We start from the raw sequence: 14,430 nt of genomic DNA, 5'->3' as shown, positions 1-14,430 counted from the left end.
CAGTTTTAGAAAAATCAACCCCACATTTTCCGATACTTCAAATCGCCCGCTTAACGGCGCTTAAAGCGGGCAATTCAAAGCCCGTCCGGTTCAATGCGATTGATCGGCCGCGCACGCCGGTGCCATAATCGCTTTACGGATGACCAACGAGCGGGAGTCGAATGTGAAACGCGAGCATGAGGGGCGGCGGCACCTTTTTCTGCACGACCTGAAGTGGACGGTCATTCTCTGGTGCGTCGGTTTCGGCGCAACCGCTTTACTTGTGCTGCCGTTTCACTTTCTCGTGATGGCCATGATGAAGAAGTAGCAGCGCACGCTTACGCCTGGCGCGCGCACGATGCCGCGAGTTTCCCGACCGTAATGACCGCCTGCTCGATTTCCGGCGACCATGGCGTGCTGTAATTGAGCCGGATGAAGTTGCGATAGTTGTCCGAGACGGAAAACATATAGCCCGGTCCGATCGTGATGCCGCGCGCCAGCGCGAGCTGGTAGAGCTTCATCGAATCCACCTGCGCCGGCAATTCGATCCAGAGCACGTACCCGCCCATCGGCGTCGACGTGCGCGTGCCCGCTGGAAAAAAACGCATAACCATCGACTTCATCAGATTGGCCTGCTGCGCGTAATTCTTGCGGATACGCCGCAAATGATGCTCATAGCCTTCGCGCTCGAGGTATTCGGCAATGGCCAATTGAGGAATGACCGAAGTCGTCAGAGTATTCAGAAACTTCAGCTTTTCCACCTCGTCGCGATAGCGGCCCGGCAGCGCCCAGCCGATGCGATACGCCGCTGTCAAACTCTTCGAAAACGACCCACAGTGCAACACGGTGCCATTTTTGTCATAGGATTTGAGCGTGGTGGGATGCGAGTCGCCGAAATACAGTTCGTTATAAACGCCGTTTTCGATCACCGGAATTCCCGCCTTGGCGAGCAGGTCGACGAGTGCGCGCTTGCGCTCGTCGGGCATCTGAAACCCGAGCGGATTTTGAAAATTCGGCATCACCATGCAAGCGGCGATTGGCCCCGCTTCAATGATCTTCGCCAGCGCGTCGATCTCGATGCCGTACTCGGGGTGCGTCGCCACCTCCATCACCTTCATTCCCGAGCGCTCGATGGCATGCAGCATGGCGTAGAACGTGGGCGATTCCACGGCAATCACGTCGCCCGGTTTGGCGACCGCCTGCAGGCACAGATTGATCGCCTCCGTCGCGCCAACCGTCACGATGATCTCGTTGGGGTCCACGGCCATGCCGTTCTCGAGGTAGCGCCGGGCGATCTGGCGAACCAGTTCCGGGGTGCCCGGCGGCAGCGCATTGGTTACACCCCATAGCGACCTTTTGCGGCCCACCGCCGACGCATAGCGGTTGAGCTTTTCATAAGGAAAAAGCTGCGGGTCCGGATAAGGCGAACCGAGCGGCACCGCGTCGTCAACGCCAATGGAGCGCAAAGTGGACAGCACGAGGCGGCTCACGTCCACCGTAGCCGACACCGCAATCGGCCGGCTCGTGCGCAGTTCATCCGAATGCGCGCCCGCTGCGCCCATGCGCGTACTCACGAAATAGCCGGACTGCGGACGGCTTTCCAGCACCCCGCGGCTTTCCAGCAGCAAGTACGCCCGAATCACGGTGGTAATGCTGATGCGGTGCTGCTGGCTCGCCTGGCGTACCGAAGGCACGCGGTCGCCGGGCCGGTAAACGCCTTTGCGAATCAGCGTTTCGATATCGTCCGCCAGCTTTTCGTAAAGTTTCACAGCGATCTCCCCCCGGTAGTCGCTTACAGCACAGTTCATGCAGTGTACTGCGCCGGGCGAAACTGTACTCGATATTACAAATGAATTCTGTCTGTCATGGAGACCGCTTTTTACACCTATGCTTGCGCCTATACCTTTCGCGACCGATAACTAATATCGGCTCGGCCACCGTTCACGGCAACACGTCGCGTCCCTAGAATTAGGTAAAAAAAATTCGCTATAACTGAATTCACGCTACAGATTCCCAGACCTGTGCGGTTCCGATGCAGCGAGGCACCGGCCTTGCGCTGCATGCATAGAAAACACAATGGAGTTTCCCATGACGAAACTACGTGATGTGCCCGGCGTCCATCCCTACACCGGTCCCGCGGGCGGTTGGGGCGCGCTCAAAGCAACCGCGCAGGCGATTCACGATCAAATGGAAAGCATCGAGGCGCCCATTACGCTGATGCGGACCAATCAACCCGACGGCTTCGATTGCCCCGGTTGCGCGTGGCCGGACAAAGAGCACCGTTCCACCTTCCAGTTCTGCGAGAACGGCGCGAAGGCCGTGACCTGGGAAGCCACCACGAAACGGGTGACACCGGAATTCTTCGCTGCGAACACCGTCTCCTCGCTGCTGCAAAAGTCGGACTATGAACTCGAAGACATGGGCCGGCTCACCCACCCGCTGGTCTACGACCGCGCAAGCGACAAGTTTCGCGCCGTCGAGTGGGAAGACGCGTTCGCACGCATCGGCGAAATTCTGCGCTCGCTCCCGCCGGATCAGGTCGAGTTCTATACGTCGGGGCGCGCGTCCAACGAAGCCGCGTTTCTGTATCAACTCTTCGCGCGCGAGTACGGCACGAACAATTTCCCCGATTGCTCGAACATGTGTCACGAGCCGACCAGCGTTGGCCTGCCGAAATCGATCGGCATCGGCAAAGGAACGGTCTCGCTCGAAGATTTCGACACGACCGAACTCATCATTTCCATTGGCCACAACCCGGGCACGAACCATCCGCGCATGATGGGCACCTTGCACGAAGCGTCGCGGCGCAACGTGCCCATCATCGTCTTCAATCCCCTGCGCGAGCGCGCGCTCGAACGCTTTGCCGACCCGCAAAGCATGATCGAAATGGCGACGTTCGGCTCGACCCGCATCGCGTCCACCTACTTCCAGCTGGACGCGGGCGGCGACGCGGCCGCGCTCAAGGGCATCATGAAGGTGCTGCTGCAAATGGAGGCGGAGCAAGGCGGCGTGCTCGACAAGGCATTCATCGCGCAGCATACCGAAGGCTTCGACGCGTTCGCGGCGGATCTCGAAGCGACCTCCTGGGAAGACATCGAAAAGGCCAGCGGCCTCACGCGCCCCGACCTCGAGCACGTGGCGATTGCGTACGCGAAGTCGAACGCGACCATCGTCACGTACGGCATGGGCGTCACCCAGCACAACAAGGGCACGGCCAACGTGCGCCTGATCGCCGATCTGCTGTTGCTGCGCGGCAATTTCGGCAAGCCTGGCGCCGGCATTTGTCCGCTGCGCGGCCATTCGAACGTGCAAGGCAATCGCACGGTTGGCATCACCGAAAAGCCATCGAAAGATTTCCTCAAGCTGATCGAGCAGGCCTGCGGATTCACGCCGCCCGACGGACACGGTCACGACGCGGTGCAAGCCATGCAGGCGATGATCGACGGCAAGGCCAAGGCGCTACTCTGCCTCGGCGGCAATTTCGCGGTTGCGCTGCCCGACTCCGAACAGTCGTTTCCGGCGATGGCGTCGCTCGACTTGAGCGTTCATATCGGCACGAAGCTCAATCGCACGCATCTGCTTGTTGCGAAGGAAACCTATGTATTTCCGTGCCTCGGGCGCACGGAACTCGACATGCAAAGCACCGGGCGTCAGTCCATCACGGTGGAAGATTCGATGTCCATGGTTCATGCGTCGGCCGGTAAGCTCACGCCCGCTTCCGAACACTTGCGCTCTGAGCCCGCCATCGTTGCAGGCATCGCGCGCGCCACGCTGCCCAATTCGAAAGTCGCGTGGATGGACCTCATTGCCGACTACGACAAGATCCGCGACCTGATCGAGCAGACCGTGCCCGGCTTCGAGGACTTCAACCGGCGCATTCGCATGCCGGGCGGATTCCGCTTGCCGCTGCCGCCGACCGAACGCCAGTGGCCCACGCCATCGGGCAAGGCCGAGTTCTCCGTCTATGGCGGCGTGAAAGAAGACGCCGACGTGCTGGGCGCGGAGAACGTGCTGCGGTTGATCACGATACGCAGCCACGACCAGTACAACACGACGATCTACGCGATGGACGACCGCTACCGCGGCGTGTTCGGCCGGCGCGATGTGCTCTTCATGAACGGCGACGACATGGCCGCCTACGGCATCGAGCACGGCGATCTCGTCGATATCGAAACGGTCACGTCGGGCCGCACGCTGCGCCTGAAAAACATTACCGCCATCGTGTACAGCATCGCACGCGGTTCCGTCGCGGCCTATTACCCGGAAGCCAACGTACTGGTTCCGCTCGACTATATCGACAAAGAGAGTGGCACGCCGTCGTACAAGTCCGTGCCCGTGCGCGTGGTGCGCGCGGCGGGGACCTAGTCTCGAGCCGTTGCGGCATTGCGGCCGGGCACGCTGCGTGGTTACGCTGTCCCGGCCGGAGTGCCCTGTCCTGTGAATGCACCTGTCACCTGGGAACACTAACGAATCATGGACATCTTCGACGCATTTCATCTCGCCAGGCTGCAGTTCGCATTTACAGTCTCGTTTCACATCGTCTTTCCGGCGATCAGCATCGGCATGGCGAGCTTTCTCGCCGTGCTCGAATGGCGCCTTCTGCTCACCGGCGATGCGGCATACAAGGACATGTACCGCTTCTGGTCGAAAATTTTCGCGGTGGGATTCGGCATGGGCGTGGTCTCGGGCGTCGTGATGGCTTACGAGTTCGGGACCAACTGGAGCGGATTCTCGACCATTGCTGGCAATATCACCGGGCCGCTGCTGACCTATGAAGTCTTGACCGCGTTCTTCCTGGAAGCGGGTTTTCTCGGCGTCATGCTGTTCGGCTGGAATCGCGTGAGCCCGAAAGCGCATTTCTTCGCCACGCTCATGGTTGCGGTGGGCACGCTCATTTCGACATTCTGGATTCTCTCGTCGAACAGCTTCATGCAAACGCCGCAGGGCTATGCGATTGAGAACGGCCGCATCGTGCCTGTGGACTGGTTCAAGGTGATCTTCAATCCCTCCTTCCCGTTCCGTCTCGCGCATATGACCATTGCGGCCTTTATCGTCGCCGCCTTTATCGTGGCCGCCTGCGGCGCGTGGCATTTGCTCCAGGGGCGGCGCGATGTGCCGGTCAAACGCAGTTTGTCGATGGCGCTGTGGATTCTGCTGTTTCTCGCGCCCATTCAGATTCTGGTAGGCGACGCGCACGGTCTCAACACGCGCGAGTATCAGCCGGCGAAAATCGCCGCCATTGAAGGACTCTGGGAAACCGAGCATGGCGGCACCGCGCTCAACCTGATCGGCTTTCCCGACATGGATGCGGAAGTGACGCGTTATGCGATCAAGGTGCCGCATCTCGGCAGCCTGATTCTCACCCATAGCTGGAACGGCGAAATTCGCGGACTCAAGGAGTTCCCGCCCGAGAACCGCCCGTACTCGCCCATCGTGTTCTGGACCTTCCGGATCATGGCGGGGCTCGGCATGCTGATGCTATTGACGGCCGTTGTCGGGCTGCTGCTTCGTCGCGGCGGCCGCCTTTACGAAGCACGCTGGTTCCAGTGGTTCGTAGTCTGCATGGGGCCGTCGGGCATCCTGGCCCTGCTCGCGGGCTGGATCACGACTGAAGTTGGCAGGCAGCCATGGACCGTGTATGGCGTCGTGCGCACCGTGAACTCGGTATCGCCCATCGGCGCGCAACAGGCCGGCGTGTCGCTGCTGATCTTCGTGATTGTCTATTTTCTCGTCTTCGGAACAGGCGTCTATTACATGCTCAAGATGATGAAGAAGGGACCGGCTACCGGCATCGAAAGTGTCGAATCGCTCAAGTATCCGGGACTGCATAACCGTGCACTCGACGCTGTGGTGGGGGACTGAGGCCATGCAAATCGATCTTCCTGTGATCTGGGCCGCCATCATCGGTCTCGGCGTTTTCATCTACGTGATGCTCGACGGGTTCGATCTGGGCATCGGCCTGCTGTTTCCGTTCTTCGAAGGAAAAGCCGAACGCGAGGTGATGCTCAATACCGTCGCGCCGGTTTGGGACGGCAACGAAACCTTCCTCGTGCTCGGCGGCGCGGGCCTTTATGGCGCCTTTCCGGTGGTCTACTCGACGCTGCTGCCCGCCAACTACATGCCGCTGATTCTCATGGTGGTGGGCCTGATCTTTCGCGGCGCGGCCTTCGAGTTGCGCGCGAAAGCCACGCGCACGCAGCATGCGTGGGATCTCGCGTTTATCGGCGGCTCCGCGCTCGCCGCGATGTGCCAGGGCATCACGCTCGGCTCGCTCCTGCAGGGCATCAAGATTGTCGACGACAAGTTCGCGGGCGATCCGTTCGACTGGTTCTCGCCATTCAGCGTGTTCTGCGGTTTCGGCGTGCTGCTCACCTATGCGACGCTCGGCTGCGGCTGGCTGATCCTGAAGACCGATGGCGAGTTGCAACGCAAGATGCGGCTGGTGATGCGTCCGCTCCTTGCCGTGCTGCTTCTGGCGATTGCCACCGTTAGCCTCTGGACCGTGCTCGGCCTGCCCGCCGTGCGGCAACGCTGGTTCCTCAGCGGCAATCTCGGCTGGTTCCTGCCGGTGCCGATTCTCGTGGTGCTGTGCGCACTGGGCATCTACCGTTCGCTGAACCGCAGCCACGAAGCGATGCCCTTCCTGCTCTCGCTGGCGATCTGCTTTCTCGGCTATACCGGGCTCGTCATCAGCATCTGGCCGTATATCATTCCGCCCTCGCTCACGATCTGGGACGCTTCTTCGAGCCATTCGAGCCAGCTCTTTGCGCTCGTGGGCACGGTCATCGTGCTGCCGGTCATTCTCGTCTACAACGCCATGCAATATCGCGTGTTCCGGGGCAAGGTGCGCGAAGGCGACCACGGCTATCACTGAAATTCAAGCACATGAGAATGAGTAAAAGGCCATCATGATCGTCAGGCCCCGGGAAAACTGGTTCCGTTTGCTGTTCGTCTGGAACGGATCGGTTCTGTCGTCAATCATTCCCCAACTGTGCTTCATGGCAGTGGTGAGTACGCTCGCGGTCTTCACGCACGGGCGCGTGTTTGGAGAAAAAATTCCGCTCAACACTGCGCCCTTCACGCTGTTCGGCGTTGCGCTGGCGATCTTCCTCGCGTTTCGGAACAACGCAAGTTATGAGCGCTTCAACGAAGCGCGGCATCTCTGGGGCGCTTTGCTAATCGCATCGCGCACGCTGACTTCGCAAATGCTTTGCTACCTTCCGGAACGCGCGGATACCTTGCGCATCGCGCACCAGGTTATCGGCTTCGCGTACGCGATCAAACACGAATTGCGCGGCACCGATCCCGCGATGGACCTGGAGCGTCTTCTTGGCCGCGAGCAGGCCGAGAAGCTGCGCAGCCAGATCTATCGACCGGTGTCCATTCTCAACGAAATACGATACGAACTCTCGAACCCGAAGCATCGCGCTCAACCATCCGATACGAAGCTGTGGATGCTCGACGCACAACTCGGCGAGATGGGCAAAGTGCTGGGTGGCTGCGAGCGGATTGCCTCCACGCCCATTCCGTTCGCGTATAACGTGTTGCTGCATCGCACTGTCTACGCTTATTGCGTATTGCTGCCGTTCGGGCTTGTCGATTCCACGGAGTTTTTTACGCCGCTACTGTGCGTGTTCATTGCCTATACGCTGATCGCGCTCGAAGCAATTGCTAGTGAAGTGGCCGAACCGTTCAGCGTGGCGCCCAATGCGCTCGCCCTCGACGCCATGTCGCGCAACATCGAGCGCTCCGTTCTCGAGCTATGCGGCTGTCCCGTTCCCGCGCCGGTTGAACCCATTCGCCCCTATCAGCTGACCTGAGCGCCAACTGTTATCTCTGCGCTCATGCAGCGCCCACTTCACTAAAACTGTACTCTATTTAATGAGCATGATTTGTGCGCTCAGCGCATGCGTGACCCCTCTTACTCTTACACCATCACCGCGTCGCCACTCAGGGGCGCGAAGCAAGAATTGGAGCTAACGATGCGAGGGATCTTATGTCAACGCCATTTGCTGAAGGACGCACCGCGAATATCGCCAGCCACAGTAAGGAACGTAATGTGAACTTGCTGGAAGCTATGCGGATTTACGTGAGGGTTGTCGAAAGGGGGAGCATTTCGGGCGCAGCAAGGGATCTGGACATCGGCCAGCCGGCCGTGAGCGAACGCATCGAGCGGCTCGAGAAGTTCCTCGGCTGCCGTCTGCTGCAACGCAACGCACGCGCTTTCAAATGCACGCCGGAAGGAACCATCTTCCACGAGCGCAGCAAGGCCGTGCTGGGCGCCGTGGAGCAAGCCGTGGCCGAGGTTTCGAACGACGAGCAGGCCGTGAAGGGCTCTATTCGTATTGCGGCGCCGCACTGCTTCGGGGAAACCCTTTTGCCGGAGGGCATCAAGCGCATCCGTGAAAGCTATCCGCTCATCGACATCGAACTCGTGCTCAACGACAAGATCGCCGATCTCGTCACCGAGGGCGTCGACATCTCGTTTCGTCTCGGGCAGTTGGCCGACGGTGCGTACATCGCCTGGCCGCTCGGGGATATCGAGCGCGTGCTCGTTGCTTCGCCCGATTATCTGAAGCGGCACGCCGCGATCGACGATCCGGCGGATCTCGCCGGACACAATCTGATTCGCGTGAAAGGATCCTTCGATGCGGACCTGCTGCCTGTCTCGCGAGATGGCGCGCTCATCGACAGCGTTCCGATTCGGACGGTCATCAAGACCACGCATTGGCGCCCGATGTATGAACTGGTTTCGTCGGGGCTAGGCCTTGGCGTGCTCGAAGCGCCGGCCGTCAAGGACGCGCTCGAAACGGGCCGCCTCGTGCGGGTGCTCCCGCAGTATGAGATGCCCGCGCTTGCGCTGAACCTGCTGATTCAGCCGCAACGTCCCATTCCTTTGCGGGTCCGCAAGGCTGTGGACACGCTCAGGAGTTATATCGCCGAGACCCTGTCGCTGTCCCGATAGCCAGCCCGGAACCATGCGATCGTTGTGATCGCATGGTTCACTCACACCAATCGACCGCACGATTCAATCACATCAATGGGCGCCCAGATCGCGCACGATCTGCTCGGCTTCCCGCGAGGATTCCACCCTGAAAAACCAGCGCTCGGCGTGCTCGCGAATGGCGACCCATGAGCGATCCTCACGGTTCTGCCTTATATGATTGACGAGTTTGCAGCCTCGCTCCAGACCGTCACGATTGGCCTCCTCCTCCGTCAACCATTCGGGCTGCACGGTGTCCGGGTTGCAGGTCGCGAACAGGCGGCCATCGTGACGGATCTCCACCTGCGCGATCCAGCCGCCCCGCTCGTTTTCGCGAGATTGCGCCGTTATCTGAAACCCGTCGCACGTCATACTTTCAGTTCGATCCATGCACAGTCTCCGCAATCATTTGGGTTGTGGGCGCGACTCTCCCGTCGCGGGCGGCTGTCCGGTCGCCGAGGTCCGCATCTCCAGTACCGCGCGATGGATGGCTTCCGTTAGCGCATTGTTGATTTCAATGAGCTTGCGCATTTCGTCCTGCAGTTTTAGAAGCGCCTCGGCGTCCTTGTAGGTTTGCAATGCCTGCTTATCCGATGCCGCAGCCGCCACCTTCTGACCGACCATGATGACCGACAGCAGGACAAGCTGCAAAAATGTCTGGGCGAGCCACGCAACGAGCGCCGAAACGCCGCTTTGAATCGCCGACGGCAAGCTCACAAGCGCAATAGCTGCAAACACATAGGCGCACCACATCGTTCCGACGACATTGGTGATCGCGACGGCAATCTTGCCGTTCAGACCGACATGTTCGTGCGCGGTGAGATGCGGCCCGGTTTTTTTGCGTTCCTCGACACGCGCACTCGCTTCGTTGTCAGTTTTCATCGTTGAATCCCGATCGAAAGAACCCATTGTTCAGCGCTACCGATAATACCGCTTACGGTGCATCTGTCTCCATGCGGGGGAAATCGTACCTCCAAACGCATGGGGCAAAATTCCACGTTTCCTTTTGTTCATCCGATATCTATTATCGAACAGGACGACCGGCCGGCAACCCGCCGATACAAAGTATCGGATGACCGCAGGTTCACACCGGTTGAGTCCGCCCATAGAATTCAATCGTCAATTTGTCCCTTCTGGTTTTCATCGCGCTCTCGTCCGATGGCCGGAGTGCTTGCCAACAGGAACTCCGATCATGCCTACACTCTGCGATATCTGCCACGCCCGCCCCGCTATCGCGCGCGTCGTCGTAACCGAAAACGGCGAGCGCAAATCGCTGTCGATCTGCGACTATCACTATCGGCAGTTGATGCGCCATCAAAGCATGCTTAATCCGTTCGACTCGCTGCTCGGCGGCGGCGGCGATCTTTCAGGTTTGCTCGGCGAATTCGGCGACGACTCCGCAATGAGCGCGAGCGTGCCGCGCGAGTCCGTCGACGCCACCGACGCGTTCAGCGAGCAAACCATGGAGCTGCTGCAACGCGCCGCCGAAAAGGCACACGAATTGCACCGCACCGAACTCGATACCGAGCATCTGCTTTACGTGCTCGCCGATACCGACGTGTGCGCGGCGCTGCTCAAGGAGTTGAAGCTCTCGCCCCAGGACATCAAGAGCTATATCGACGAACACGCGAAGCACGGCACGGCCAGCGATGACGACTCGCTCGAAAGAATGACCGTATCGCCGCGTTTGAAGAAGGCGTTTCAGTTCGCTTTCCAGGCGTCGCGCGATCTCGGGCATTCGTACGTGGGCCCCGAACACCTGCTGATCGGCCTTGCCGCTGTGCCGGAAAGCCTGGCGGGCACGCTGCTGAAAAAGTATGGCGTAACGCCCGAGGCGCTGCGCCAGAAAGTGGTCAAGGTGGTCGGCAAGGGCGCGGAAGACGGGCGCGTCGAAACGCCCACGGGTACGCCGAACCTCGACAAGTTCGGCCGCGACCTCACGGCGCTCGCGCGCCAGGGCAAGCTCGACCCGGTGCTTGGCCGCGCCCAGGAAATCGAAAGCACGATCGAGGTATTGGCGCGCCGCAAGAAGAACAACCCGGTGCTCATTGGCGAACCGGGTGTCGGCAAGACCGCAATTGTCGAAGGACTCGCGCAGCGCATGGTCAACGGCGATGTCCCCGAGGTGCTGCGCGGCAAACGCCTGGTCGAAGTCAACATCAACTCGATGGTCGCCGGCGCGAAGTACCGTGGCGAATTCGAAGAGCGCGCGAAGCAGTTGATCGACGAGGTGACGGCCAAGCAGGACGAACTCATTCTGTTTATCGATGAGTTGCATACGATCGTCGGCGCCGGGCAAGGCGGCGGCGAGGGCGGCCTCGATATCGCGAACGTGCTGAAACCCGCACTCGCGCGCGGCGAGCTGAGCCTCATCGGCGCTACGACACTAAACGAATATCAGAAGTACATCGAGAAGGACGCGGCGCTTGAACGTCGCTTCCAGCCCGTGCTCGTTCCCGAGCCGAGCGTCGAGCAAACCATCGTTATCCTGCGCGGTTTGCGCGACAAACTTGAAGCCCACCATCAGGTCACGTTTTCCGATGATGCATTCGTCGCCGCGGCGGAATTCGCCGACCGCTATATCACTTCGCGTTTTCTTCCGGACAAGGCCATCGACCTGATCGACCAGGCCGCCGCGCGCGTGCGCATCGGCGCCACTTCGCGGCCAGCCGACATTCAGGAACTGGAGGCGGAAGTGGCCCAGCTCAAGCGCGAACAGGACTATGCCTCCTCGCGCAAGCGTTACGACGAAGCGAAGGTGTTTGAAGAGCGCATCAACGAGAAGGAGAAGCGGCTCGAAGAGCAGATGGAGGCGTGGCAGCGCAAGACCGGCACGGAAACGCTGGAAGTGACGGTGGCGTCCGTTGCGGAGGTCGTCTCGCGCCTCACTGGCATTCCGGTTGCGGAGCTCACGCAGGAGGAGCGCAAAAAACTGCTGAAGATGGAAGACACGCTGCGAGCGCGCGTGGTCGGCCAGAACGATGCGGTTGTCGCGGTAAGCGACGCCGTGCGCCTGTCGCGCGCGGGCCTCGGCCAGCAACACCGGCCCATTGCGAATTTCCTGTTTCTCGGGCCAACGGGCGTTGGCAAGACCGAACTCGCGAAAGCGCTTGCGGAAAGCGTCTTTGGCGACGAACAGGCGATCATCCGCATCGACATGAGCGAGTACATGGAACGCCATGCCGTTGCGCGGCTGATCGGCGCGCCGCCGGGATACGTGGGCTACGACGAAGGCGGACAGCTCACCGAGCGCGTGCGGCGGCGTCCGTATAGCGTGATCCTCCTCGACGAGATCGAAAAGGCGCACCCCGATGTCTATAACGTGCTTCTGCAGGTGTTCGACGACGGGCGTCTTACCGACGGCAAGGGCCGCGTGGTCGATTTCAGCAATACGATCATCATCGCCACGAGCAATCTGGGCGCATCGATCATCATGGAGAACCTCGAACAGCCCGAGGCCAAGCGCAAGAGCGAAAAGGAAGTGCGCGAGGCGTTGATGAAGGTGCTCAAGGGTCACTTCCGGCCCGAGTTCCTCAACCGGATCGACGACATTATCGTGTTCCACTCGTTGTCGAAGGAGAATATCCGCTCGATCGTGCAGATTCAGCTCGATCGCGTCGTTCGAGCCGCAGCCGCGCAAGACATCACGCTGAAGCTCGGCGATTCGCTGGTCGACCACCTGGCCGACGTTGGCTATCAACCGGAATTCGGCGCTCGCGAACTGAAGCGGCAAATCCGCCAGGAAGTGGAAACGCGTCTTGCCAAGGAAATACTCGGCGACCTGCTCAAATCCGGCGATAGCGTGGAAGTCGACTATGACAAGAAAGACGACGAAGTGAAGTTCAACAAGATGCCGCCTTCCGCCGCGCCCGAACCGAAAAAAGGCAATGGTGCGGACTCCGGAACAGAAGCCGGCGAGACCGCGCCTTCAGCCGCAACGTCGGCCGCAACCGCTGCCGCAGCCACGAAGGGCCGCAAAAAGCGCAGCGAAAAAGAGTCTGGTCCTAACGCCGGCTAAGATGCGGCATGCGCATGGCCTGAATGGCGATATCAGCTAATCGCCCGGATTGCGGAGGCCGGCTGTGAATATTCTGGAGGCCATGCGCATTTACATTCTCGCAGTGGAACGGGGAAGCATCTCCGGTGCGGCAAGCGACGCCAATATCGGCCAGCCGGCGGCGAGCGAACGGATCGAGCGGCTCGAAAAGTATCTCGGTTGCCGCCTCCTGCTGCGCAACGCGCGCACCTTCAAGTGCACGCCGGAGGGCGAAGTTTTCTATGCGCACAGCAAGAAAATCCTCGCTGACGCCGAACAGGCCATTGCCGAAGTCCGAAGCGAGAAACGCACGCTCAGGGAAACCATTCGCATCGCTGCGCCGTATTGCATGGGCGAATTGCTCCTGCCCTGCGCGCTGCGATTCGTGCGCGAGGCTTGCCCACAGCTGGACATCGATCTCGCGCTAAATGATGGGAACATCGAACGCTTCGCAGAAGGCGTCGATCTTTGGCTTCATCAGGGGCCGGTGGACGATGGTCCGTTCCATGCGCTCCACTTCGGCCAGGTTCGACGCATTCTTGTTGCCTCGCCGGACTATCTCGCACAGCATGAGCCAATAAAGGAACCCGGCGACCTGGCCGGGCACGCGTTCATCCGCATCAAATCGATGTTCGGCACCAGTCACCTGCCGCTCGTCGATGAATCCGCCAGGCGCGATAATGTCCCTATCCGTACCTCCATCACGACGAATCACTGGAAGGTAATGTACCAAATGATCAAGGGCGGACTAGGAATTGGCGTGGTCGAGGCTTTTGCGTGCGCCGACGCAATCGCCCGCGGAGAGCTCGTGCCGCTGCTGCCGCAACACGTCGTTCCGTCCCAGCAGTTGCATCTGCTGATTCGTGTACAGCGGCCGGTCCCGATGCGCGTGCGCACAGTCGCGGATATCCTGAAACAGCGCATTCCAGACCTGCTGGGCGCACAGACCGGGGATAATCCCGATCGGACACTTTACAGCGCTGAATAAATTGGAGGAACACGCCATGAACGACGACGAACGCGCCATTCGGCAAGTCGTGGAAACCTGGATGGCCGCCAGCAAGCGCGGCGATACGGCAACCGTTCTCAGCCTGATGACGGACGACGTCATCTTCATGGTCCCGGGCCAGGAGCCATTCGGCAAGGAAGCGTTCGCTGCCGCCTCGAAGGGCATGGAAGGCGTGAAGTTCGATGGCGACAGCGAGATCGTCGAGCTGCAGGTCCTCGGCGACTGGGCGTTCATCCGCAATCACATCGACATTGCCATCACGCCGCCGGACGGCGCCACCGTGCGACGCGCGGGCTACACCCTCACGCTGCTGCGCAAGGGCAGTGACGGCCAGTGGCGTCTCGCGCGCGACGCCAATCTGCTGAGCGTACGCAGCTAATAGAAGTCGCGCACGCGGCCTCAGTTTGAAGCGGCCACGTACCG

The 14,430-nt window shown here is 60.3% G+C and carries 12 protein-coding genes; 9 read left to right on the top strand and 3 right to left on the bottom strand.

Annotation, left to right across the window (positions count from 1 at the left end; genetic code table 11):
• The first annotated feature begins 163 nt into the window (after nucleotides 1-163).
• On the top strand, nucleotides 164-307 hold the full coding sequence (locus NH14_RS19660; RefSeq protein ID WP_161790833.1) for a hypothetical protein: 144 nt from the start codon (nucleotides 164-166) through the stop codon (nucleotides 305-307).
• A 10-nt stretch (nucleotides 308-317) separates the two neighbouring features.
• On the opposite strand, the gene NH14_RS19655 is transcribed toward NH14_RS19660, so the two are convergent.
• Nucleotides 318-1,748 (bottom strand): aminotransferase-like domain-containing protein, encoded by a 1,431-nt coding sequence (locus NH14_RS19655; RefSeq protein WP_035524644.1) that lies wholly within the window; start codon nucleotides 1,746-1,748, stop codon nucleotides 318-320.
• 319 nt (nucleotides 1,749-2,067) lie between these two features.
• Here NH14_RS19655 and NH14_RS19650 point away from each other — a divergent pair, with 319 nt between their 5' ends.
• The 5 genes from NH14_RS19650 (at nucleotide 2,068) to NH14_RS19630 (ending at nucleotide 8,944) form a co-directional block, all read left to right on the top strand.
• Nucleotides 2,068-4,344 carry an FdhF/YdeP family oxidoreductase gene (locus NH14_RS19650; RefSeq protein WP_035524641.1) on the top strand — a complete coding sequence of 759 codons (2,277 nt, stop codon included), beginning with the start codon at nucleotides 2,068-2,070 and terminating at the stop codon, nucleotides 4,342-4,344.
• Nucleotides 4,345-4,452: 108 nt separating this feature from the next.
• Nucleotides 4,453-5,841, top strand: coding sequence for a cytochrome ubiquinol oxidase subunit I (locus NH14_RS19645; protein ID WP_035524638.1), 1,389 nt, complete (start codon nucleotides 4,453-4,455; stop codon nucleotides 5,839-5,841).
• Nucleotides 5,842-5,845: 4 nt separating this feature from the next.
• Nucleotides 5,846-6,853 carry a cytochrome d ubiquinol oxidase subunit II gene (cydB, locus tag NH14_RS19640; protein WP_035524635.1) on the top strand — a complete coding sequence of 336 codons (1,008 nt, stop codon included), beginning with the start codon at nucleotides 5,846-5,848 and terminating at the stop codon, nucleotides 6,851-6,853.
• A 34-nt stretch (nucleotides 6,854-6,887) separates the two neighbouring features.
• Nucleotides 6,888-7,799 (top strand): bestrophin family protein, encoded by a 912-nt coding sequence (locus tag NH14_RS19635; RefSeq protein ID WP_035524633.1) that lies wholly within the window; start codon nucleotides 6,888-6,890, stop codon nucleotides 7,797-7,799.
• 239 nt (nucleotides 7,800-8,038) lie between these two features.
• Complete coding sequence (locus NH14_RS19630) at nucleotides 8,039-8,944, top strand: LysR family transcriptional regulator (RefSeq protein ID WP_035524630.1); 906 nt, start codon at nucleotides 8,039-8,041, stop codon at nucleotides 8,942-8,944.
• A 72-nt stretch (nucleotides 8,945-9,016) separates the two neighbouring features.
• Here the strand turns inward: NH14_RS19630 and NH14_RS19625 are convergent, their stop codons facing one another.
• Both NH14_RS19625 and NH14_RS19620 read right to left on the bottom strand, forming a co-directional pair.
• A complete protein-coding gene (locus NH14_RS19625; protein WP_035524626.1) occupies nucleotides 9,017-9,352 on the bottom strand; it encodes a DUF6566 family protein in 336 nt (111 codons plus the stop codon).
• Nucleotides 9,353-9,367: 15 nt separating this feature from the next.
• Nucleotides 9,368-9,844 (bottom strand): hypothetical protein, encoded by a 477-nt coding sequence (locus tag NH14_RS19620; RefSeq protein ID WP_052147926.1) that lies wholly within the window; start codon nucleotides 9,842-9,844, stop codon nucleotides 9,368-9,370.
• Nucleotides 9,845-10,154: 310 nt separating this feature from the next.
• Here NH14_RS19620 and NH14_RS19615 point away from each other — a divergent pair, with 310 nt between their 5' ends.
• From NH14_RS19615 to NH14_RS19605, 3 genes are all read left to right on the top strand, one after another.
• Nucleotides 10,155-12,980 carry an ATP-dependent Clp protease ATP-binding subunit gene (locus NH14_RS19615; protein ID WP_052147925.1) on the top strand — a complete coding sequence of 942 codons (2,826 nt, stop codon included), beginning with the start codon at nucleotides 10,155-10,157 and terminating at the stop codon, nucleotides 12,978-12,980.
• 64 nt (nucleotides 12,981-13,044) lie between these two features.
• Nucleotides 13,045-13,986 carry a LysR family transcriptional regulator gene (locus NH14_RS19610; protein ID WP_035524624.1) on the top strand — a complete coding sequence of 314 codons (942 nt, stop codon included), beginning with the start codon at nucleotides 13,045-13,047 and terminating at the stop codon, nucleotides 13,984-13,986.
• A 16-nt stretch (nucleotides 13,987-14,002) separates the two neighbouring features.
• Entirely contained in the window at nucleotides 14,003-14,386 is a 384-nt protein-coding gene (locus tag NH14_RS19605) for a YybH family protein (RefSeq protein ID WP_035524622.1), read from the top strand.
• Nucleotides 14,387-14,430: the final 44 nt, after the last annotated feature.

The organism is Paraburkholderia sacchari (genome assembly GCF_000785435.2).
Classification (GTDB): Bacteria; Pseudomonadota; Gammaproteobacteria; order Burkholderiales; family Burkholderiaceae; genus Paraburkholderia; species Paraburkholderia sacchari.
This window is presented reverse-complemented; position numbering and strand designations above follow the sequence as displayed.

Excerpts from the sequence above, each read along its gene's own strand:
- NH14_RS19650 (WP_035524641.1), top strand. The coding sequence starts at position 2,068 with ATGACGAAACTACGTGATGTGCCCGGCGTCCATCCCTACACCGGTCCC.
- NH14_RS19645 (WP_035524638.1), top strand. The coding sequence starts at position 4,453 with ATGGACATCTTCGACGCATTTCATCTCGCCAGGCTGCAGTTCGCATTT.
- cydB (WP_035524635.1), top strand. The coding sequence starts at position 5,846 with ATGCAAATCGATCTTCCTGTGATCTGGGCCGCCATCATCGGTCTCGGC.
- NH14_RS19635 (WP_035524633.1), top strand. The coding sequence starts at position 6,888 with ATGATCGTCAGGCCCCGGGAAAACTGGTTCCGTTTGCTGTTCGTCTGG.
- NH14_RS19625 (WP_035524626.1), bottom strand. The coding sequence starts at position 9,352 with ATGGATCGAACTGAAAGTATGACGTGCGACGGGTTTCAGATAACGGCG.
- NH14_RS19620 (WP_052147926.1), bottom strand. The coding sequence starts at position 9,844 with ATGAAAACTGACAACGAAGCGAGTGCGCGTGTCGAGGAACGCAAAAAA.
- NH14_RS19615 (WP_052147925.1), top strand. The coding sequence starts at position 10,155 with ATGCCTACACTCTGCGATATCTGCCACGCCCGCCCCGCTATCGCGCGC.
- NH14_RS19605 (WP_035524622.1), top strand. The coding sequence starts at position 14,003 with ATGAACGACGACGAACGCGCCATTCGGCAAGTCGTGGAAACCTGGATG.